This window comes from Bradyrhizobium sp., assembly GCF_035935975.1.
Taxonomy (GTDB): domain Bacteria; phylum Pseudomonadota; class Alphaproteobacteria; order Rhizobiales; family Xanthobacteraceae; genus Bradyrhizobium.
Genome location: NZ_DASYWN010000040.1, coordinates 1 through 19,142, shown reverse-complemented (window position 1 = coordinate 19,142; position 19,142 = coordinate 1). Strand labels below are relative to the sequence as shown.

At 63.5% G+C, this 19,142-nt stretch carries 29 protein-coding genes; 15 read left to right on the top strand and 14 right to left on the bottom strand.

Features of this window, described 5'->3' with window-relative positions; translation table 11 throughout:
- Nucleotides 1-262: 262 nt before the first annotated feature.
- Together VGR99_RS22310 and VGR99_RS22305 are read right to left on the bottom strand one after the other, a co-directional pair.
- Nucleotides 263-661, bottom strand: coding sequence for a hypothetical protein (locus tag VGR99_RS22310; RefSeq protein WP_326901346.1), 399 nt, complete (start codon nucleotides 659-661; stop codon nucleotides 263-265).
- 28 nt (nucleotides 662-689) lie between these two features.
- Nucleotides 690-920 (bottom strand): hypothetical protein, encoded by a 231-nt coding sequence (locus VGR99_RS22305; RefSeq protein ID WP_326901538.1) that lies wholly within the window; start codon nucleotides 918-920, stop codon nucleotides 690-692.
- 101 nt (nucleotides 921-1,021) lie between these two features.
- On the opposite strand from VGR99_RS22305, the gene VGR99_RS22300 reads away from it, so the two are divergent.
- From VGR99_RS22300 to VGR99_RS22285, 4 genes are all read left to right on the top strand, one after another.
- On the top strand, nucleotides 1,022-1,843 hold the full coding sequence (locus VGR99_RS22300; protein ID WP_326901345.1) for a helix-turn-helix transcriptional regulator: 822 nt from the start codon (nucleotides 1,022-1,024) through the stop codon (nucleotides 1,841-1,843).
- A gap of 66 nt (nucleotides 1,844-1,909) precedes the next feature.
- Entirely contained in the window at nucleotides 1,910-2,575 is a 666-nt protein-coding gene (locus VGR99_RS22295) for a DsbA family oxidoreductase (protein WP_326901343.1), read from the top strand.
- Nucleotides 2,576-2,632: 57 nt separating this feature from the next.
- Complete coding sequence (locus VGR99_RS22290) at nucleotides 2,633-2,836, top strand: type II toxin-antitoxin system HicB family antitoxin (RefSeq protein ID WP_326901341.1); 204 nt, start codon at nucleotides 2,633-2,635, stop codon at nucleotides 2,834-2,836.
- Nucleotides 2,833-3,039, top strand: a complete 207-nt coding sequence (locus VGR99_RS22285) for a type II toxin-antitoxin system HicA family toxin (protein ID WP_326901340.1) — start codon at nucleotides 2,833-2,835, stop codon at nucleotides 3,037-3,039. The genes VGR99_RS22290 and VGR99_RS22285 overlap by 4 nt, the downstream gene beginning before the upstream one ends.
- On the opposite strand, the gene VGR99_RS22280 is transcribed toward VGR99_RS22285, so the two are convergent.
- A complete protein-coding gene (locus VGR99_RS22280) occupies nucleotides 3,005-4,210 on the bottom strand; it encodes a GNAT family N-acetyltransferase (RefSeq protein ID WP_326901339.1) in 1,206 nt (401 codons plus the stop codon). The two genes, VGR99_RS22285 and VGR99_RS22280, sit on opposite strands and share 35 nt — an antisense overlap.
- A gap of 132 nt (nucleotides 4,211-4,342) precedes the next feature.
- Here VGR99_RS22280 and VGR99_RS22275 point away from each other — a divergent pair, with 132 nt between their 5' ends.
- Together VGR99_RS22275 and VGR99_RS22270 are read left to right on the top strand one after the other, a co-directional pair.
- Nucleotides 4,343-4,810 carry a YeeE/YedE family protein gene (locus tag VGR99_RS22275; protein WP_414645152.1) on the top strand — a complete coding sequence of 156 codons (468 nt, stop codon included), beginning with the start codon at nucleotides 4,343-4,345 and terminating at the stop codon, nucleotides 4,808-4,810.
- Between the two features lie 4 nt (nucleotides 4,811-4,814).
- Complete coding sequence (locus VGR99_RS22270) at nucleotides 4,815-5,282, top strand: DUF6691 family protein (protein WP_326901337.1); 468 nt, start codon at nucleotides 4,815-4,817, stop codon at nucleotides 5,280-5,282.
- A gap of 58 nt (nucleotides 5,283-5,340) precedes the next feature.
- Here VGR99_RS22270 and VGR99_RS22265 read toward each other — a convergent pair whose 3' ends face one another.
- Nucleotides 5,341-5,670 carry a hypothetical protein gene (locus VGR99_RS22265; RefSeq protein ID WP_326901336.1) on the bottom strand — a complete coding sequence of 110 codons (330 nt, stop codon included), beginning with the start codon at nucleotides 5,668-5,670 and terminating at the stop codon, nucleotides 5,341-5,343.
- A gap of 207 nt (nucleotides 5,671-5,877) precedes the next feature.
- The gene (locus VGR99_RS22260; RefSeq protein WP_326901335.1) at nucleotides 5,878-6,282 is read right to left on the bottom strand and encodes a hypothetical protein; all 405 of its coding nucleotides are present in this window, start codon (nucleotides 6,280-6,282) and stop codon (nucleotides 5,878-5,880) included.
- Nucleotides 6,283-6,434: 152 nt separating this feature from the next.
- On the opposite strand from VGR99_RS22260, the gene VGR99_RS22255 reads away from it, so the two are divergent.
- Both VGR99_RS22255 and VGR99_RS22250 read left to right on the top strand, forming a co-directional pair.
- Nucleotides 6,435-6,665: a hypothetical protein gene (locus VGR99_RS22255; protein WP_326901333.1), complete on the top strand. Its 231-nt coding sequence runs from the start codon at nucleotides 6,435-6,437 to the stop codon at nucleotides 6,663-6,665.
- A gap of 51 nt (nucleotides 6,666-6,716) precedes the next feature.
- Nucleotides 6,717-8,729 (top strand): pyrroloquinoline quinone-dependent dehydrogenase, encoded by a 2,013-nt coding sequence (locus VGR99_RS22250; protein WP_414645154.1) that lies wholly within the window; start codon nucleotides 6,717-6,719, stop codon nucleotides 8,727-8,729.
- A gap of 46 nt (nucleotides 8,730-8,775) precedes the next feature.
- On the opposite strand, the gene VGR99_RS22245 is transcribed toward VGR99_RS22250, so the two are convergent.
- Nucleotides 8,776-9,018, bottom strand: coding sequence for a PilZ domain-containing protein (locus tag VGR99_RS22245; RefSeq protein WP_326901332.1), 243 nt, complete (start codon nucleotides 9,016-9,018; stop codon nucleotides 8,776-8,778).
- A gap of 185 nt (nucleotides 9,019-9,203) precedes the next feature.
- Between VGR99_RS22245 and VGR99_RS22240 the strand changes: the two genes are divergently transcribed.
- Nucleotides 9,204-9,497 carry an HdeA family protein gene (locus VGR99_RS22240; protein WP_165425184.1) on the top strand — a complete coding sequence of 98 codons (294 nt, stop codon included), beginning with the start codon at nucleotides 9,204-9,206 and terminating at the stop codon, nucleotides 9,495-9,497.
- 120 nt (nucleotides 9,498-9,617) lie between these two features.
- Here the strand turns inward: VGR99_RS22240 and VGR99_RS22235 are convergent, their stop codons facing one another.
- Nucleotides 9,618-10,082 (bottom strand): PaaI family thioesterase, encoded by a 465-nt coding sequence (locus VGR99_RS22235; protein ID WP_326901331.1) that lies wholly within the window; start codon nucleotides 10,080-10,082, stop codon nucleotides 9,618-9,620.
- A gap of 366 nt (nucleotides 10,083-10,448) precedes the next feature.
- On the opposite strand from VGR99_RS22235, the gene VGR99_RS22230 reads away from it, so the two are divergent.
- The gene (locus VGR99_RS22230) at nucleotides 10,449-10,745 is read left to right on the top strand and encodes a hypothetical protein (protein ID WP_326901534.1); all 297 of its coding nucleotides are present in this window, start codon (nucleotides 10,449-10,451) and stop codon (nucleotides 10,743-10,745) included.
- 107 nt (nucleotides 10,746-10,852) lie between these two features.
- Nucleotides 10,853-11,107: a hypothetical protein gene (locus VGR99_RS22225; protein WP_326901329.1), complete on the top strand. Its 255-nt coding sequence runs from the start codon at nucleotides 10,853-10,855 to the stop codon at nucleotides 11,105-11,107.
- 109 nt (nucleotides 11,108-11,216) lie between these two features.
- Here the strand turns inward: VGR99_RS22225 and VGR99_RS22220 are convergent, their stop codons facing one another.
- Both VGR99_RS22220 and VGR99_RS22215 read right to left on the bottom strand, forming a co-directional pair.
- Nucleotides 11,217-11,450, bottom strand: coding sequence for a DUF6894 family protein (locus VGR99_RS22220; protein ID WP_326901327.1), 234 nt, complete (start codon nucleotides 11,448-11,450; stop codon nucleotides 11,217-11,219).
- A 152-nt stretch (nucleotides 11,451-11,602) separates the two neighbouring features.
- Nucleotides 11,603-11,791 carry a hypothetical protein gene (locus tag VGR99_RS22215; protein ID WP_326901326.1) on the bottom strand — a complete coding sequence of 63 codons (189 nt, stop codon included), beginning with the start codon at nucleotides 11,789-11,791 and terminating at the stop codon, nucleotides 11,603-11,605.
- A 369-nt stretch (nucleotides 11,792-12,160) separates the two neighbouring features.
- Here VGR99_RS22215 and VGR99_RS22210 point away from each other — a divergent pair, with 369 nt between their 5' ends.
- Nucleotides 12,161-12,397, top strand: coding sequence for a DUF2798 domain-containing protein (locus tag VGR99_RS22210; RefSeq protein WP_326901325.1), 237 nt, complete (start codon nucleotides 12,161-12,163; stop codon nucleotides 12,395-12,397).
- 760 nt (nucleotides 12,398-13,157) lie between these two features.
- On the opposite strand, the gene VGR99_RS22205 is transcribed toward VGR99_RS22210, so the two are convergent.
- From VGR99_RS22205 to VGR99_RS22195, 3 genes are all read right to left on the bottom strand, one after another.
- Nucleotides 13,158-13,325 (bottom strand): hypothetical protein, encoded by a 168-nt coding sequence (locus VGR99_RS22205; RefSeq protein WP_326901324.1) that lies wholly within the window; start codon nucleotides 13,323-13,325, stop codon nucleotides 13,158-13,160.
- A 157-nt stretch (nucleotides 13,326-13,482) separates the two neighbouring features.
- The gene (locus VGR99_RS22200; RefSeq protein WP_326901323.1) at nucleotides 13,483-13,683 is read right to left on the bottom strand and encodes a hypothetical protein; all 201 of its coding nucleotides are present in this window, start codon (nucleotides 13,681-13,683) and stop codon (nucleotides 13,483-13,485) included.
- A gap of 470 nt (nucleotides 13,684-14,153) precedes the next feature.
- Nucleotides 14,154-14,330, bottom strand: coding sequence for a hypothetical protein (locus VGR99_RS22195; protein WP_326901322.1), 177 nt, complete (start codon nucleotides 14,328-14,330; stop codon nucleotides 14,154-14,156).
- Between the two features lie 156 nt (nucleotides 14,331-14,486).
- Here VGR99_RS22195 and VGR99_RS22190 point away from each other — a divergent pair, with 156 nt between their 5' ends.
- Nucleotides 14,487-14,642 (top strand): zinc finger domain-containing protein, encoded by a 156-nt coding sequence (locus VGR99_RS22190; RefSeq protein ID WP_326901321.1) that lies wholly within the window; start codon nucleotides 14,487-14,489, stop codon nucleotides 14,640-14,642.
- Nucleotides 14,643-15,364: 722 nt separating this feature from the next.
- Here the strand turns inward: VGR99_RS22190 and VGR99_RS22185 are convergent.
- Both VGR99_RS22185 and VGR99_RS22180 read right to left on the bottom strand, forming a co-directional pair.
- Complete coding sequence (locus tag VGR99_RS22185; protein ID WP_326901319.1) at nucleotides 15,365-15,544, bottom strand: hypothetical protein; 180 nt, start codon at nucleotides 15,542-15,544, stop codon at nucleotides 15,365-15,367.
- A 620-nt stretch (nucleotides 15,545-16,164) separates the two neighbouring features.
- Nucleotides 16,165-16,401, bottom strand: coding sequence for a DUF6894 family protein (locus VGR99_RS22180; RefSeq protein WP_326901317.1), 237 nt, complete (start codon nucleotides 16,399-16,401; stop codon nucleotides 16,165-16,167).
- Between the two features lie 402 nt (nucleotides 16,402-16,803).
- Here VGR99_RS22180 and recA point away from each other — a divergent pair, with 402 nt between their 5' ends.
- The gene (recA, locus tag VGR99_RS22175) at nucleotides 16,804-17,892 is read left to right on the top strand and encodes a recombinase RecA (RefSeq protein WP_091965478.1); all 1,089 of its coding nucleotides are present in this window, start codon (nucleotides 16,804-16,806) and stop codon (nucleotides 17,890-17,892) included.
- 104 nt (nucleotides 17,893-17,996) lie between these two features.
- Nucleotides 17,997-18,989 (top strand): hypothetical protein, encoded by a 993-nt coding sequence (locus VGR99_RS22170; protein WP_326901315.1) that lies wholly within the window; start codon nucleotides 17,997-17,999, stop codon nucleotides 18,987-18,989.
- Nucleotides 18,990-19,142 lie beyond the last annotated feature (153 nt).

Genomic DNA, 19,142 nt, shown 5'->3' with positions numbered 1-19,142 from the left:
GCGCAGCGAAGCAATCCAGAGTCTTTTCGCGGTGGGATTCTGGATTGCTTCGCTGCGCTCGCAATGACGACGTGGAGAGTGCGCGCGCATCACTCACCTCTCGTGCCCCGGACGCAGCGCAGCGCGCCCGGCGATGCGCAGCATCGTCCGGTGCGGTGCGCTGCAGAGCCGGGACCCACGCCACTCGGGGGCTCGTGGCTTCTGGGTCCCGGCTCTGCGCTGCAACGCGAGCACGCTGCAGCGCGTCCGGGATACGAGAGCCTCACGCCGCCACCACGCGCCCGCTCTTCCGCAAGCCCACATATTGCAGCTCCGCGAACACGCCGGTCGCGATCGCCTGCGCGACCACCATGAGCTCGCCCGCGAGGTTCGGCGAGACCGCGCCCGAGAGCAGCAGCGCGATGCTGCCGACCGTCCAGGCCGCGTTACCGATCACCACCAGCAGCACCAGCGGCTTCGCCACCGCGGCGCGCGAGGCGAGCCAGCCGACCAGCGCGGTATAGGCGATCAGGAACAGCCCGGTCTCGCGCAGCAGCGCCTCGGGCAGGTTGAACAGCGCTGCGAACGCGCGGGCGCCGACAGTGAAGCCGAGCGCGGCGATGCCGCTGAAGATGGCGTCGGCAAGCAGCGCGCGGCGGAGGAAGGTGGATGCGTCGATCATCTGAAGTCTCCTTGCTTGGGGGTGAAACTCAATGAAGTCCGCGCCACCAGGCGCGAAGCAGGCGGGCGAGGCGGAACGGGCAGAGGCTTCTGGCCACGCTGTGCTCGAAGGCCGTGACCTGTGCGACGACGTAGTCGCCGGTCGAATGCACCAGCGGCTCGGGCATGTTGAGGCTGCGCGCCAGCAGCCGGGTTGCCAGCGTCGTGGCCCAGGGCAGGACGTGGTCTGCGACGGTCCGGTAGAGCAGCAGCGCGATCATGGTCATCTCCTGTTGCGACCGATGATGCGCGCGGGCGGGGCCCAATTCGATTACCTCGCGGGTAATGGAAGGGCTGAAATTGGCGTGCTAGGTCTTTGACCATGAACGCACATGCATCCACGGCCCACACCGAGCGCAGCCAGCCGGTCCATATCGGCGATCATTTGCGCGAATGGCGGCAGCGCCGCCGCATGAGCCAGCTCGATCTCGCGGGCGAAGCCGACATCTCCGCACGGCATCTGAGCTTCGTCGAGACCGGCCGCGCCGCGCCCTCGCGCGACATGGTGCTGCGTCTCGCCGAGCGCCTCGACGTGCCCTTGCGCGAACGCAACGTGCTGCTGGTGGCCGCCGGTTACGCGCCGGCCTTTCCGCAGCGTCCGCTGGAGGATCCCGCCTTGAAATCAGCCCGCCAGGCGATCGACCTCGTCCTCAAAGCGCACGAGCCCAATCCGGCGCTCGCCTATGACCGGCACTGGAACCTGGTGTCCGCCAACCGCATGGTGGCGCCGCTGCTCGAGGGCGTTCCGGAGCGGCTGCTCGGCCAGCCCTTCAACGTGCTCCGGCTCGCCTTTCATCCCGAAGGGCTGGCGCCGCGCACCGTCAATCTCGCGGAATGGTGCGCGCATCTCCTGGAGCGGCTGCACCGGCAATGCGAGGCCACCGCCGATCCGGAACTGATCAAGCTCTATCACGACCTCAAGAGCTATCCGATTCCGGCGCGCTCGGCGCCGCTGTCGAGCGACAATGTCGCGATCCCCTTCAAGCTGCGGCAGGGCGGGGAGATACTAAGTTTCTTCTCCACCACCATGGTGTTCGGCACGCCCGTGGACATCACCCTGTCCGAGCTGGCGCTGGAGACGTTCTTCCCGGCCGACGAACGCACCGCCGAGCGGCTCAGGCAGATGGCCGCAGCCATGTCCTAGCACCCTTGCCTCGCGGCGGGTTCGGCTTATGTTGGGGCAAACTTGCATCGCCCGAAGGAGGCGCTCATGAGCACGCTGAAACCGCTCCAGATCGATGTCGTCTCCGACGTGGTGTGCCCGTGGTGCTATATCGGCAAGCACCGGATCGAGAGCGCACTGGCGCTCGTTCCCGACGTTCCGGTAAAGCTGAATTTCCGTCCCTTCTTCCTCAATCCCTGGGTGCCGCGCGAAGGCATCAGCCGCGAAGACTACCTCACCACCAAGTTCGGCTCGGTCGAGGCCTATAAGGGCATTGCCGGCCGCGTCGTCGCAGCCGCGAGCGAGGAGGGCCTCATCTACAAGCCCGAGCTGGTCGCGCGCCAGCCCAACACGACCGACTGCCATCGCCTGATCCTGTGGGCCGAGGCGATCGGCAAGGCGCCCGAGATGAAGCAGCGCCTCATGGAGCTCTACTTCCGCGACGGCGGCGATCTCACCGATGTGAACGTGCTGGTGCAGGCGGCCGCCGATGTCGGCCTCGATGCCGAGGACGTGCGCAGGCGCCTCGCCACCGACGAGGACGTCGCGCGTGTTTCGGCCGACGCGCAGGAAGCCGCCGAGAAGGGCATCTCCGGCGTGCCGACTTACGTCTTCGCGCAGAAATACGCCGTCTCCGGCGCGCAGGATCCGAACCTGCTCGCCCGTGCCATCCGCCAGGTCTCGGAAGAGATCAACGCGCAGGCGGCGGAGTAGTCCTTTGAGCTTGAATACGTTGGTAGCTTGGGCGACCATCGGGATTGCGAGGCCGTCATGAAGATCAAGATCGTTGTGCACGAGGCTGAAGAGGGAGGCTATTGGGCCGAGGTCCCGGCGATTCCTGGCTGCGCCACCGAAGGCGATACCATGGATGAGCTGATGGCCAACCTCCGAGAGGCGATCGAGGGGTGCCTGTCCGTCGAAGTTGCTCCGCCCGAACCGGGTGGCGTTGAACGGATTTTGGAATTGCCCGCGTGAAGTCAATCTCAGGTCGGGAGTTCGCACGAATTGTCGAGCGCCACGGCTGGAGTTTGCTTCGAGTCAACGGTAGTCATCACATCTACGGTAAACCCGGCAGCGTTGTGCGGCTATCGGTTCCCATTCACGGCAACAAGCCTCTGAAGGCTGGATTGCTGCGTCATCTCATCAAGCTTGCTGAGCTGTCTGACGCGGATTTGTAGTTCGCCATTTCCTGATCAGGTGGACCACGGATCGTGCCGTTTCGCGCGAGGCATAACATGTAGCAAGTGCTGCGCGGATCAAGGCTACAATCGGATCGTTTCGCCGCAGCGGAATCAGGACATCACCGATCGCAAAGCGTCCCCGCCAGATTGGGTTGATCATGGGGTGGTCCGCGCTCGCCGTGGAATCCGCGCTCGCAATGGCGGGATCGGCGCAGAGGTGACGGGTGAGGTCGAGCGTGAGCTGCACGCCCGGCGAATATTTTGCAAAACGCTCGTCGATGCCGAGCTTGAAGAAGAAGGCACGGTCCTGATGGCGCAGCACGATGCCGGCGGCCACTGGCGTCGTGCCGGCGCGGAGCGTGACGATCTCGCATTGGGCGGTCTCGGCGAGTGCGGGCACTGCGCGTCGGATGAAGGTCGCATCGCCGGCATGCTGGATCAGCGCGGTGCCGCGCTTGCCCTTCCAGCCGCTGGCTTCGAGCTGCAGGAATATTTCGAGCGCCGGCCTGATCTCGTCTGGCTTGCGTGCGACGTCGAAGGCGACAGGCCCATGCTCTGCGAGACGATGGCGCTGGCGGCGCAGGTCCTTGAGCTTCTTGGTGCCGAGCGCGTCGCGCAGCAGCGTCTCGCCATCCTGCGTCGCATCGAGACTGGCGCGGATGTAGGAGGACAGCACGCGCGGCTTCAGACCGTCGCAATCGAGAACCTGCTTGATGGTATTCATCGCCGCGCCGTCGAGCGCAACGTCGTTCAGCACGAGCGCATGCGCGCCGGCCTTGCGTGCCTGTTGCAACAGGCACGCGGCGGCCTCGGTCGCGGCGTCGCGGTCGATCAGCGGGCTGCACAGGGTGCCATAGGGATGCGCGCTCACCAGCGCGGGCAGCGGGATCTTCAGGGCACGCCAGAGCGAGATCACCGGCATCAGCCCGATCAGCCGCGCCGAAGAGCCGCCGAATGCCGCAAGTGCCGAAGCGTCGTTGCGCCCGCGCGCGGTGGCGCTGACGGCAAGCTCCCAGGCGGGCAGGTAATAGCCGTTCGGCTCGGTCGCGCGCTGCGCCAGCGCGCGCCATTGGCCGGGGTCGATGGAGGCAAGCGGGACGCGCGCGCGCGCCGTCGCAGCATCCCTCGATGCCGGATTGATCGCTGCCTGATGCGCGATGTCGACCACGTCCCGTCGTCCCCGTTCAGAAGACCATGCTTAGCGCAAAGATTGGAAAATCCGGTTGGGACGCCGCATCAATTCGAGTGGTATTGTTAACGTCTCATTGAGCATGCGGGCGCAGCATTGCTGGTCGCCTCGATGGATGCGCCAAGATCGTTCTCGACCCGGAGGATCATGATGATCGCTACACCCTTCACGCCGGTTGCCTCGCTCCTCGGCGGGGCGTTGATCGGTCTGTCCGCCGTGCTCCTGATGTGGACCACCGGGCGGATTGCCGGCGTCAGCGGCATCGCCGCACGCCTGTTTCCGCCTTACGAGGATAGCCAATTTGCCGGCCGGCTCGCTTTCGTCGCGGGCCTCATCGTCGCGCCGCTATTGGTCCGCCTCATCACCGGAAGCCTGCCGGCGCAAACCATCGCTGCGACGACGCCGGTACTGATCGTCGCCGGATTGCTGACCGGTTTCGGTGCGGTCTGGGGCAATGGCTGCACGTCCGGCCACGGCGTCTGCGGTCTGTCGCGGCTCTCGGTGCGCTCGCTGGTCGCGACCGCCGTTTTCATGGCGACGGGCGTCGTCACGGTTTTCCTGATGCGGCACTGGAGCTGAGCTGATGGCAATCCTCGTTCAATTCGCGATCGGCCTGGTCTTCGGCCTCGGCCTCATAGTTTCCGGCATGTCGAACCCGGCAAAGGTTCTGAACTTCCTGGACGTCGGCGGCATCGCCGCAGGCACATGGGACGCGAGCCTTGCCTTCGTGATGGCGGGTGCGGTCGCCGTGACATTTATTGGCTTCAAACGCGTCCTGAAGCTCGCGCGCCCCTTCTTCGCCGAACGTTTCTACGTTCCGACGCGAAAAGATATCGATCCGAAGATCATCGTCGGTCCCGCCATCTTCGGCGTCGGCTGGGGATTGGCAGGCTTCTGTCCAGGGCCAGCGCTGACCGCACTCGGATTCGGCTCAACCTGGGCCTTCATCTTCGTCGGCGCGATGTGCGCCGGCATGGTGCTCGCGCGCTTCATCGCACGGCTTCCGTCGTCGACGGGCATTGTCACGCCGGCCGATCCGCTTGAAACGTGACATGGGCGGGACCGGGCAAAGCATCTTCGCCCGGTCCCGTCACGCTAGGCTAAAGCGATTACCAGCGGTCTTCGCCGACTCCGACGCCCACGCTGACGCCAGGGGCGCGAATGCCGACGCCCGCGCGCGGACCATCATCCCAATCGCGATAGGCGCGGCGCTCGTAGTAGCGGTCGCGCGGCATGGTCGCATAGGAGTCGCGCACGATCACGCGCGCGCCGCCGCGTGTGCGATAGCAATTGCCGGCGTCATCGCAGACCAGCCGGACTTCCTGAACGAGCTCAGGGCTGCTGTATTCGCTGGTCGTGTAGATATCGGCGGCCTTTGCGCCGCTCGCCGCAGCGAGGGCCCCGACGCCGGCCAGCAGTGCAATCGTGAACGTCCTCATTCCTGTCCTCCTCCGAAACTGCCCTCGGCGGTAACAAGAAAGGGAGGCGGGGATCGTTCCGGCTGAACTGCAGGATTTTCCCGGAACTGCGACCTTGTCGTGGCGGACGTCCGCCGGCTGTTCCAATCCGTTGGCCGCAATTTGGGAACGAAGCTGCTGCCTCGCGGTTGCGCGCGCGGCCTTACACAGACCTGACGAGGCCTGTCCCTAGATCGGCTCGTAAGTTTCGGTCCCGCAGATGTCCTCGGCTTCCGCGCGCCGGCGATCGACGACCTTCCCGCCATTGATGGTCACGATGTAGGTCTGGGCACCGAGCGAGGAGCCGGTTGCCGAGGTGAGTTGCGCGCGGACGCAGGCGGTCCAGCCCGGTCCTCGCACCTCGTGATGAGGCGGAGCGACGTGAATCTCGCGTGGATTGGACGTGTTCAGAAAGACGACATCGATCTGCTCGCGCACCACGCGCTTGACGTCGGGGGGCGGCTCTGGCCGCGGCTGCTCGGCTTCCTTCATGCGCATGAACTCGGGCACCGGGGCGCGGCTGTCGGCAAAGCCGCAGCCACCGAGCGCGAGCGCGCCGGCCAGCAGCGCCGCATGAGCAATGATCCGTAACATCCGTGAAGGTCCCCTGCGGACCGACAGATAGGCATGAATGCGATCCGGCGAAGACCGGGCCGATCAACATTTGCTGAAGACCCGGGACCCACGGCATTTGCTATTACGGGATTGCAGGCTAGTTTGTACCCCAGACGAAGGGGATTGCACCAATGAGGGTTTTGGTCATAGCGGCGGCAGTGCTGGCGCTGGTGGGCGGATCGGCCCAGGCGCAGATGGGGGCCGGCAGCAAGCGCCAGGGCAATGCGCCGAAGGCTGACAACACGCCCAAGGTCGACGAAAAGGCCTACAAGGCCGCGCTCGAGCGTATTCCCGAGCCCAAGGAGAAATACGATCCGTGGAGCGGGGCCCGCCCAAGCGAGCCCGCCAAGAAACCGAAATAGAGCGAGGCGGCGTTGCGGACCGGCTCGCGCATTGCGGCCGCGCTCGTTGCGTTGCAATTTGTTGCGTTGGTGTCGGTCGTGGTGCGGCCATGCTCGGCCTGGGAGAGTTGGGGCGGCGATGCCGGCGGCTCGCGCTTCTCGCCATTGCGACAGATCACGCCCGACAATGTGGGCCAACTTGTCCGCGCGTTCGAATATCACACCGGCGATCTCACCTCGCGCGCACCGGAGGTGATGCGTCGAACCAAATTCCAGGCGACGCCGCTCCTCGTCGAGGACAGCCTGATCTTCTGCTCCCCCTTCAATGAGGTGATCGCGCTCGATCCCGGCACGGGCGCGCAGAGATGGCGTTACGATCCCAAGATCGCGACCAATCAGCGTCCTGCCAATCGCTATGTCTGCCGCGGTGTCACGTACTGGATCGATGACAAGGCGCCGCAGGACGCCGTCTGCCGATCGCGCATCTTCATGGGCACCAACGATGTCCGCCTGATCGCGCTCGATGCGAAGACGGGAAAGCCCTGTGCCGATTTCGGCAAGGGCGGCGAGATCAAGCTCGACATCGGCATGCGGCTGGATTGGCCCGGCGAATTCCAGATCACCTCGCCACCCGTGGTTGGCCGCAGTGTCGTCGTGGTCGGCTCGTCGATCGGCGACAACAGCCGCGTCGATGCGCCGAGCGGGAAGGTACGCGCGTTCGACGCGCGCACCGGTCAGGCGCGCTGGACGTTCGAGCCGCTCAAGCGGGATGGCATCGAGGCCGGCCACGCCAATGTCTGGGCGCCGATGTCGGTCGACGAGGCGCGCGGGCTCGTCTTCCTGCCGACCACCTCGCCGTCGCCGGATTTCTGGGGCGGCAAGCGGCCGGGCAACAACGAGCACGCCAATTCGGTGGTTGCGCTGCGCATCGAGACCGGTGAGCTCGCGTGGGCGTTCCAGACCGTGCATCACGACGTCTGGGATTACGATCTGCCAGCGCAGCCGACGCTGACGCGTCTCGACACCGGCGAGGGCCAGCGCGACGTCGTGATCCAGCCGACCAAGCAGGGCTTTGTGTTCGTGCTAGATCGCGACACCGGCAAACCGGTGTGGCCGGTGGAGGAGCGCGCGGTGCCGCAGGGCGGCGCGGAAGGCGAGACACTGTCGCCGACGCAGCCGTTCCCGACGCATGTGCCCGCACTGACGTCGCAGACGATCTCGACCGACGATGCGCTCTCGCTGCTCCCCGGCTTGCGCCGCTCGTCTTGCGAACGGAAGTTCGCGGACGCGCGCAACGAGGGCCTGTTCACGCCGCCTTCCGTGCAGGGCACATTGGAGTTTCCCTTCACCGGTGGCGGTGTGAACTGGGGCAGTGCTGCGTTCGATCCGACTGGTCAGATCCTCTATGTCAACACCAGTCGCGCCGTTCATCTGATCAAGCTGATCCCGCGCGCGGAAGCCGCCGGATTCAATCCGCCGCCCGGTCATGATTTCGGCCAGCAGCGCGGCGCGCCGTTCGCGATGTCGCGCGCGGTGGTGATGTCGGAGCTCGGCTTGCTCTGCAACAAGCCGCCTTGGGGCGAGATGGTTGCCGTCGATCTCAAGGGCGGAAAAATCCTCTGGCGTTCGACGGTCGGCACCACCGAGGACCTGGCGCCGCTCGGCCTGCCGCTGCCCTGGGGCACGCCGCTCGTCAACGGGCTTGCCGTGACTGCGGGCGGTCTCGTCTTCACGGGTGCGATGGATGCCTATCTGCGCGCGTTCGATGCGCGCAGCGGTCGCGAGCTGTGGCAGGGCCGGTTGCCGGTGCCCGGCGTCGCCAATCCCATGACCTATCTCTGGAAGGGCGAGCAATATGTGGCGATCGGCGCCGGCGGCCATTCCGAAGGCGGCACCTCGATCGGTGACAGTGTCGTTGCATTCCGCCTGGCGCGGCCAGGCGAGGCGCCCTCGCTATGGTCGCGCACGATCGATCGTCCGGGTGGACGATTCTTCGGCGTATCGTCGGCGATCGCGCTCGCGATCGTGGTGCTTGTGATCGCGGGTGTACGCCAGCGTCGCCGTCGTCGTGCGAGACGAGTATAGCGCCGCGTCGCGCGCGCGTTGCGAACGGTCATTCACACGATATGGACTACTGTACGAAAGCCAGTCCGATGCGCTTGTCGCTGCGCCAAACTTCGCGGCAATTCCGCGCGAAATTGTCGCGCGCAATGGAGAGTGTGAACGATTGCGGCAGTGTGACAGCTGCATCAAGGTCGATCGCCGCGCCGCCTTCAGACATGTTTCGTACGGTGCACGCTACACCGCTGTTTTCAAAGGTGATCGTCCCACCCTTGAAAACACGGTGACGCTGCGTCGTACGCTTCTCGATCATCCGCATTAATCCATAATGACGTTTGTAACGTAATGCTTAGAAATTGCGTTGATCTAAACTCAATACTGGCGCTACTTGTGCATCGCTTCAGACTTCGTTTACGACGTTGGAGCGGTGAGTCCACTTCCTGCCGACTTGTCCCACAAGCCTTTCATTTATGGCGTTACGCGCCGATGGAGATTCCGATGAAGACCACGCTTTCGATCCTGTTCGCCGCAGCGCTCTCGCTGACGTCGATGCCCGCCCACGCCGTCAAGTGGGACCTCTCGACCATGACCTGCAAGCAATTCCTCGAGAGCGGCGAAGACAACATCGCGGTCGTGCTGACCTGGATGGACGGCTGGTACAAGGGCGACGAGGACAACGCGATCATCGACACCGAGGTGTTCATCGAGAACGCCAAGAAGTTCGGTGCCTATTGCGGAAAGAATCCGACGGTCAGCGTCGTCACCGCGGCTGACGAAATTCTCGGCAAGTAATTTTTGGAGTGTGTCGGCCGGGGCGTGATCGCATCGCGCGTCGGTCTCTCGCTTCGACACGATCACGAGAGCCGCGGTGCGCCTTGCGCTCACGCGGCTCTCTTCTTTTTGGAATGAAGCTCAGCCCGGCAGCATCGCGAACGCACTCGACACCATCGCGACCTGCTTGTTGTCGGTGGCCGAGAGCAGCGTGACGCGGCCGAAGCTCATGGTGCGTCCGAGCCGGACCACGCGCGCGTCGGCGAGCACGTCCGAGGAGGCGACCGCGCGCATGAAATGCGTGGTCTGGTCGACCGTCGTCATCGGACGATAGCCGCGGTTGGCGGCGAGGTTCGCGATCACCATCGCGGTGTCGGCGAGCGCCATCAGCGCCTGGCCGCAGACCACGCCGCCATTGCGGCACAGCCGCTCCGAGAACGGCATGCGCAGCAACGCGCCCGGCTGCCAGTCCGGTGCATCCGGCGGCGGCGTGTGCTCGATGCGCTCGACCGAAAGGTTGAGATCCTGCACCCAGGGCGCGAAGACCTCGCCGAGAATGCGCCTGGCATCGTCGATGCCGAACTCGGCGTCTGGCTGCGATGGCATTGCTGTCGTTTCCTCCTGTGTTGCCGGATGTTTCGGCGCATTCTGCGCGGATCGGCGCGGCAAAGTCACCCGGTCCCGCACCGGTCCCGTTGGCTTGAAAATGCCTGACTTGGCCCGATATGATAGCTCGCTTGGGAGTGGGTGGACGATGTTGCGTCGGTGTGTCCTCGTGTTTTCGCTGGTGGTGCTTGGCCTGGTGCTGAACGGCTGCACCCGGTGCGGCCCGATCTGGGACGATTGGCTGCAAGCGCCGAAATCGTGCCGATCGGACCGGCTCTAGCGCGAGATGCGGCCCCGAGCGGGCTGTTGACAGGGACGACAGGGCGCGGTTGATCCGCACCCATGTGGAAGATCAAGGAGTACATGATGAAGCTTTTCCGTATGGCGGCGGTGCTGCTGGCCGTGCTGACGGCGCCAGCCTATGCGCAAGTGCCCAATATCAATCTGCTGCAGGACGGCCCGAGCAAGACGCCCGAGGAGAAGGCCGCCGAAGCCGAGCGCGACAAGGCCTACAAGGAGACGCTGAAGAAGATTCCGGACGCCAAGGCGTCCAACGACCCCTGGGGCGGCATGCGCTCCGATCCGCCGAAGCAGCCGGCCGCGCCGAAGGCGTCGGCCGCAACCGGCGCGCCGAAGAAGAAGTCCGGCACGAGCGCGAATTGATTCCGTAGGCCCGACCGGAGGCGGTTCACGCCTTCGGTTATGGGACTCCTCTTTCGCCGGCCCGGCTCCTACATTGCCGGCAGGTGTTGCGTAGAGGAGGGCAGGTCATGGCCGATCGTCCGCGGGATCTCGCCGAGCGGATGGCGCGCCGGCGCAAGATCGGCGACAGGCCGGCCGCGCGCAGCGGCGACGGCTATCTGCGCGAGACCTTCACCCTGCCGCGTGCGGCGGCGCGGGCGAGGGCAGAGGCCTTCTTCGCCCGCTACCCCAAGGCCGGCTATATGAGCGTGGTCGAGACTTGGCGCGAGCTGCCCGGCGGCGACATCGAGTTCACCATGCGCCGGCTGCCCAGCGCCGATTAGGCCGCGAGCTAAAGCGCGATGAGATTTGGATGAAGCGTCATCGCGCTTTAGGTCGTTGTTTGAGCATGATCTTTTTCGGAAAACCGCTGCGCACTTTTCCGGATCATGCTTAGTCGAGCGTCTCGGCGACGATGCGGATGCGGAACACCGGCTGCTTGGCCTCGTCCAGAAGCTCCATGTCCCATTCGGAGTTCTCGCGAAGCTTGCGGGCGATCCCTGCGGCCATGTCGGCGCAGACGCTGGTCATCTCTTTCCAGGCCGCATCGCGATCGGGAAATTCGGTCGCCCGGTCCGCGCAGCCCGAATAAATCCCGTTGCGGATTTGAAAGAAATAGAGCGGCATGGCTGGCACCGATCGCGTCGTGGCCTGCCCCCTCGGCCAGAAGTCCGCAGTGCAATCCCAAACGCCCGGCAGATCAATTCCGGTCGGCTACGGACAAGCCATGGCGCGCCGCGGCGCATAGGGACGGCGGTCTCACGCCGAGCCTTCAGGCTTCAAGCAGTCTCGCGCCCGATCGCCTTCAGCTCCCGATCGATGCGTAGCTGCACCCGCCGGATCGCCAGCAGGTCGATCTTGGTCTCGGTCTTGCCGGTCTTGAGCTGCTCGCCGATGCGGAACTGCCATTGCCAGATTCCGGGAATTGCAGTCTTGGCAACGGTGAACTCAACGCCCCTGTGATTCATGGCCATCTCCCCACGGTCCATTTTCACTGCCAAACATGTTGGGCGCGGTCGTATTCCGCCGACAAGCAAAATCTGCCGGTAAGCCCAAGATAGTTCACGGGAATCCGGAAAACGCGCGCACTCCGAAACAAACGAAATCGAATCCCGAAAGATTGTCGGCTCCGCAAGGCGAGTGGAACCATTGTTGCTGCCGACGGATGCAATCATGTGCGGATCCGGAACTCTGTTCTTGGTCGGAGAACCACGGACATTTGATCGCGCTCATGCCGGGGCCTGGCCGGTTCCGCGACCCCGGCTCGAATCCATCGTGATGCAGCTGCCGGCATGTGCCTTGCTTGACCTGACGATGGTCAGCAACACGGGTCCATCATGCTCGGCATTCCGCGCCGCTACAGTCATTTCGTCTTCGGCGTGATCCAGTCCGGATTGACCTCGCTGATCGCGGCGGGGATCGCCAGCCTGCCCGCCGAGGGCGCGATGCTTTTCATCAGGCACTGGATGGTGTCGTGGCTGCTCGCATGGGCTGCGATGCTGCCCCTGGTGCTGCTGGCCGCGCCCGCGATCCGCGCCGTCGCGCTGCTTTTGACGCGGGAAGAGAGGGCATGAAAAAACCCCGCTTGGGGAGAGCCAAGCGGGGAAGAGGTTATTGGAGGCTGAGGTGCTGGGCTGCAACACCATAGCCAAATGACCCTAGCGGGCCGAGCTTACGACAGCCTGACAGGCGATGCGCGCCGGCGCGCAAGCGTGCCCCGCAAAACAGAAAACCCCGCTCGGGGTTGAGCGGGGTTTTCGACTGGGTATGGAGGCCCGGTGTTGGTCCACTGGGCGGTGCAAGGTTAGGAGAGTCGGCTTACAGGCGCCTGACGACGGCGCCGAAACCGCAACGTCCCGCTGAGCCCCAGACTGGCCCCGCACCCGTCCCAATTTCGTCACCCGATCGCACCACTCAAGACACAGCCGCAGGCGAGATTCTGCGTCCCGGTGCAGCCATGGGGGAAACGTGGCGCGCCGGGAACGGGGTGGCATCATGGATAACGTAGAGCGGTCTTTCGCCGCCGCGACGGCGGCTGGCTTCGTGGTGTTGGTGATCGGCCTGGTGCTGCTGGCAGTGCTGTAAGGCCGCGTGCACGCCTGCAGTTGGGGTCGGCCGATGAGCGGTCCGATGATGCCGGGGCATGCCAGGGACGCCGGCGCGTGATTCAAAAAGTGAGAAAACAACCCCATGCACAGTAGACCGCCCAGCGATTTCGCTGCGCGATCAATGGATTATATACGGTATTTAGACACCTTAATGTGCCGGGTGTCAGCCTCCGGAAGCATCCAGATCCCTCGGACGCGCGGTGCGGCGCGGGAAGCCCGGCCGGGTCTAGTGAACGTTGATCACGTGGAGGGGCAGGTGCAGCTCGGCGGCACGCTCTTCGCGGTCCTTCTTGCGGAACTCGTTTTCCTTCCGCTCGAACTTGACCAGCTCCTCATGCGCGGCCTCGAGCAGGTGGTTGCGCCTGGTTGCATCCTGATGCGCATTTTCCGTCATGACGAAGGCTCCCCATTGCTGCGGTTCACCCCCGGTCAAGGCCTGGGGCCGCAAAAAGTTCGCTACCGCAAGATTGCGGAATCATGACGGCGCGCGAGGCGCCCGTCCTTGATGCGCGTCAGCTTCGTGCGAAGAAACAGGGGCGCATGCCGCGCCGCTACTTCGGCGGTTGAAGCTCGGACGACTTGACCCAGTCGTGCAGATGCGAGGCCACGTCGGCCTGGCGGGCCCGCCTGAGCAGGGCATCCCGCTCGGGCCCGGCCGGAAGCTTTGAAGCCTGTTCCTGGAGCTGCGTCACCCATGCGGTGAGCCGGTCCTGAAGGGTGAGCTGTTGCTTGAAACGCCGGCGCTTGAGCATGGCGGGCTCCTTTCCATCCGAGGAAGGCGGGAGCGCGATTGGCGTTCTCGTCACCGATAGTAGCCACGGTCCGTGCGGTGATGGCCCATTAAGACGGATTATCGGATCTGGTTCTGTCCATTTGTGCACACAGCACGGGGGCATCACAGGATTCGGCTTGGGTCGCCGTGGCCGTCAGCGCTCGATGCGCTTCCTGACGCCATTGGCGTCGCCGATGCGATTATCTGTACAGCAATGTGCCGAGGCACATGATCAGCATCACGGTGCCGAGCGCGACCGTAAAGAGGGCGCGTTCTGCTTTGCTCGTTAGCTCATCTCTCGGCACGATGACCCTCTCGACTTCAATGAGAGGCAACTTAACAAATGTCAGGTTGTTCCGGCATGTCGCGAATACAGCCATGCGGACCGAACTGGCGAAGGACGACAAGAGGCCACCCATCGCGGCGGCCTCTCGTCGTGCCAGGGCCGGCCTAGTGGCAGGGCTTCCCCTGCATCTGCGCGTACCGGCTGTGGCAGCCGTCGTGCAGCTGCCACCGCTTCGTGACTTTGATCGTTTTCGGCGGGGAGGATGTCATCGGCGCCGCCGATGCCGCCACCGTGCTTGCGAAGAGGGAGAGTGCCAGAGCGAATTTGAGAACCGACTTCATCAACGCCTCCGGGGATGTTCAGACAAGACGCATCGTAGCGCTACAAGTTAAGCGTTACATATTGTAGCATATAAATCAAGGCGACTCGCCTGAATGCGATCGCGGACAAGACGGCCACGGCTTCTGGGGGAAGCGGCCGCCAACCAGGAGGCGCAGATGACCGATCAGAAAGATGCCGAACACGACTGCCCCGAGTGCGACGGAACCGGCCAGGAACGGGGCATGCAACCGATCCGCCTGGGTGAAAAGCGCGAGCTTCGGCCCTGCACGAAATGCGGCGGATCCGGGAAAATCAAACAGGCATCAGCTTGAGGCCCGGACGACGGAAAGCCGCCCCCTCGTCACCGAACAGGGGGCTGTGCGAATTGGGACACCCGCAGAGGTAGATTGGGACACCGCGCATTCACATCAGCCAAGGCGCGATCTCTCGATCGATGCTTGCGTGGATGTCTTGCGTGGATGTCTTGGCGCTCTTGCCGGCCCCGGAGAGCCAAGGTCGGAAAGCAAAAACACCGCCTGCTTAAATGGTCGCAGGCGGCGGCTTTCCAGCCCCGAGGGGGATGATGCAAAACCCCGGTAAAGCTTGGTCTGTTCGGACGGGGCCAAGGTTCAAGTTAATTCTTGCCTCCGTCGATGATCCGGAAGCTGCGCATTATTCGGACGGGCGGTTTGGCTTCAACGGCAACACCGCATCAATCAAAATCCCCAATCGTCCAGACGACGCCGGCAGCGGCCCGCGGAGCTTCATGGACGCGGCAGAGGTCGTAGCGAGCCACATACAGGCTGACCGCCGCAGCGTGACTGGTGAGCTTCTTCTCCGGGGGGGCTGATCAGGACACCCGCGATTTGAAATTCGGACCCGGCCGATTCACAATTGTTGTGGCAAGGATTTGTTAACCGGCAATGTCCGGGGCTGGCAAAGCCTTTTCATTTCGGAATCATTGAAACCCGGAAAGCATGAGGGGCCGCTGTCTCGGGACGGTGGCCCTTTGTTTTCACACCGCGAGGTCAGGCGAGGGACTTTGATCGCGGGTTTACCGCGCGGTCTTTCGCTCGTGCATGGCCGCTTCGACCTGGTCGGCAAGGACGCTCAGATGGTCGGCGAGGCGGCCAAACAGCTCCTGCTTCGCCTTGTCGGTCGCGAGGTCACGGATGAGGGCGCACTCCGCGGCGTCCTTACGGAGCTTTTCGAGCTGAGTCTGATAGTCCCGCATGGCGCATCCCGATTGCTTGTTTTTCCCGACTTTAGGGCAAGCCAGGCAAGTCAGGACACAACAAAAATCAACACGGGACGCTGAGGGTCAAATACGGACAGCTGGGAAATCCATAGGTGGCTCAAGCAAAAACGCCGCCCGCTTAAATCTGGCGCGGGCGGCGGCTTTCCAGCCCCGGTGGGTTTAATGCAAAACTCCGGTACCGATAGCTTTGCACAAGTTGTGCCAAGGTTTTATGTCGCGTTCCGGGACAGCCGCGCTGGTGGATCAGGACACTTGCTTATGCCCGGTTGGGTGCATTGCCTGCTCGACCTCAGCCAGAGTGCAATGTGGCGCCCGTCGTTGGATGAAGTCGAAGCAGCGGCGCGTGTCCTGCACAAGGTGGGCACCATCACCATTGGTGGAAGCCGTACTCGAAGTCTTACGACGAATTGGCCGCGACCGATCCGATTGCCAAGTCGGAGTTCGATGGGATCGTCGAGCAGATGCTGATGGCTGCCAACGAAGCGCGTCCATCAAACCAGGACACCGCCGAATTCAACTTGGGACAGTTGGGGTCCAAATACGTACAGCACCCGGAGGTCGGTGACGTTGTGAGAGTTGGGCGCTTGGGGGCGGCCTTAATGCTTAGTGCTCGCGTTCCGATAGATTATAGAAACGCAGAACAACCGTGTAGTCGTCGAGCGCACTTCCACAGCCAAATCGGGCCGCTCGCCTTTGAAGACGGATTCCTTGGCGATCCCGGTCAGTGTTTGCATTGCTTCGACTTCGGCGGCTTTTAGATCGGGCAGGCGCAGACCTTCCTCGTCTGCAAAGAACTCGCGGCCACTTTGGATGTCAAAGAAATAGCGTTCCATCAAGGCGCTCCATCGTCACGCAGGCGGGAGCGCTCTCGGTCTCTCAGCCACCGACGCCTACGGGCAGAGCCTCGGCCGATGATGGGACGACAATAAGCTGGTTGTCAGATGGTTGCCAGAATTACTCTGGCGGCTGCAAGCCGGGCGATCTCAACCACTCACTCATATGCGAGCCGGTCTCGGCTTGGCGAGCCCTGCGGAGGGCTGCTTCGCGTACAGGTCCGTAAGGGAGGAGTTCGGCTTCTTCGCGAAGGCGCCGGGCTCGGAAACAGGCCAGCGCCCAAATTCGCAAAAGAACATATTGCGAACATAGAACAGATAGGGTACATTGTTTTTATCGACGACCCGCTGCCCCAACCGTTTGTCCCGCACCCGAATCCTCGTCATAAGGAGCACGACCCAATGTCCGCCACTGCCCTGCGTATCGTCGAAGGATCTTCCATGGACAAGAGTAAAGCCCTGGCTGCCGCGCTCTCTCAGATTGAGCGCCAGTTCGGCAAGGGATCGGTGATGAAGCTCGGCAAGAACGACCGGTCCATGGACATCGAGGCGGTGTCTTCGGGCTCGCTCGGGCTCGATATCGCGCTCGGCATCGGCGGCCTGCCCAAGGGGCGCATCGTCGAGATCTACGGGCCGGAATCCTCGGGCAAGACCACTCTGGCGCTGCATACGGTGGCGGAAGCGCAGAAGAAGGGCGGCATCTGTGCGTTCATCGACGCCGAGCACGCGCTCGACCCGGTCTATGCCCGCAAGCTGGGCGTCAACATCGACGAGCTCCTGATCTCGCAGCCCGACACCGGTGAGCAGGCGCTGGAAATCTGCGACACGCTGGTGCGCTCGGGTGCGGTCGACGTGATGGTGATCGACTCGGTCGCGGCACTGGTGCCGAAGGCCGAGCTCGAGGGCGAGATGGGCGACGCGCTGCCGGGTCTGCAGGCGCGTCTGATGAGCCAGGCGCTGCGCAAGCTCACGGCGTCCATCAACAAGTCCAACACCATGGTGATCTTCATCAACCAGATCCGCATGAAGATCGGTGTGATGTACGGCTCGCCGGAAACCACGACCGGCGGCAACGCGCTGAAGTTCTATGCCTCCGTCCGCCTCGACATCCGCCGCATCGGCGCGATCAAGGAGCGCGACGAAGTGGTCGGCAACACCACCCGCGTCAAGGTGGTGAAGAACAAGCTGGCGCCGCCCTTCAAGCAGGTCGAGTTCGACATCATGTACGGCGAGGGCGTCTCCAAGATGGGCGAGATCCTCGATCTCGGCGTCAAGGCCGGCATCGTCGAGAAATCAGGCGCCTGGTTCTCCTATGACAGCCAGCGCCTCGGCCAGGGCCGCGAGAACTCGAAAGCGTTCCTGAAGGCCAATCCCGACATCACAGCCAAGATCGAGACCTCGATCCGCCAGAACTCGGGCCTGATCTCCGAGCAGATTTTGGCCGGCACGCCCGAGAGCGACGCCGATGGCGAGGAGCCGGCGGAAGAGTAAGACCTGACGCGAAAAGTTTTCGCGAGGAGCGGGCGCTGAGGACGTTGAGTTGCCGACGTCGTCAGTGCCCGTTTCGTTTTGCGTTGTAGCGGTCGGGTGTTGCAATGAACCGCGTGATCTTGACCAGTTCGTCCGGCGTTGGTCTGATCCATGCGGATCGCGCCGACATGGTCGTCCCGTTGATCTTTCGCTTCGTGTCGGGGCCACTTCCGTCGGTTGAACACCTCAATCGCTATCTCGGTGGACGCTCACTCAGAATTTTTGAAGAGGTCATCTGGTCTGATTGCGTCCGTCGATTGCCCTTTGTCCGGCGCGAGGATCGGGACGGTGCGTTGCTCTGGTTCTGCGAGACCTACGGAGTCGATCTCATCGAGCTGTGGTTCGACCCTGAACCAAACAGTCAATTGCAGTTGATCTGGATCCTCGACTACCTCCGTTCTCAGCCATTCGTCGCACCGAGGCTGAGCTTACGATGCGTCGATTTCGATCTGCGCGGAGTAGATCCCGCAGAGCTTCGTCATCGCGACGTGCGGGAGTTCGATATCGCAGAAAGCGATTTTGAGATCGCCAGCATGGCCTGGGAGGCCTACCGCGCGGCGACGCCGGAGCTCTGCTCGGGTCTGCTCAATAGGCCGCTCGGCAAGCTGTCTTCTCTGAAGACGGCTATGGAAGACCTGCTCGCAGAACTGCCGTCGCCGGCGACGGGACTGGGAGCGACCGAGACGCGGCTTCTCGAACTGATCGCAAGCGGACACGATCGCACCGATGAGCTGTTTCGGCCGGGCGTGCTCGGGACACGCGTGTTCGATCCGTGGGAATTGGGTGCGCTGCTCGAAGGACTCGCATTTGCCCCGACGCCCGCCGTTGCAGGTCTGGACGGTCAGCTGGCAACACTCGATCCAGACAATGCGAGAAGCCGCAACGCCGCCTTTCGCCGGAGCCGGCTGTCACTGACCGAATTTGGCCGAGCGGTCATCGCGGGCCGGGAAGATTTTCGCCGCCATAATCCGATCAAACGCTGGTGGGGCGGCACGCTTCTGACCAACGAGCGGCTCTGGCGGTGGGATCGCGAAAGCCGATCGTTGGTGGCGCCTTAGATAAGCGTTCAGTGCCGTAGATTCCATGGGGCGGTGAGCGTGGCCTTTCCGGTAGGTTTGGGTTTCCACACTCGAACCCACGGAGGGTCAGATGCAAGCATCGACTGTAGGCACGCTCACCAGCGACCATAATGGCACAATTTTCCTTGCGAT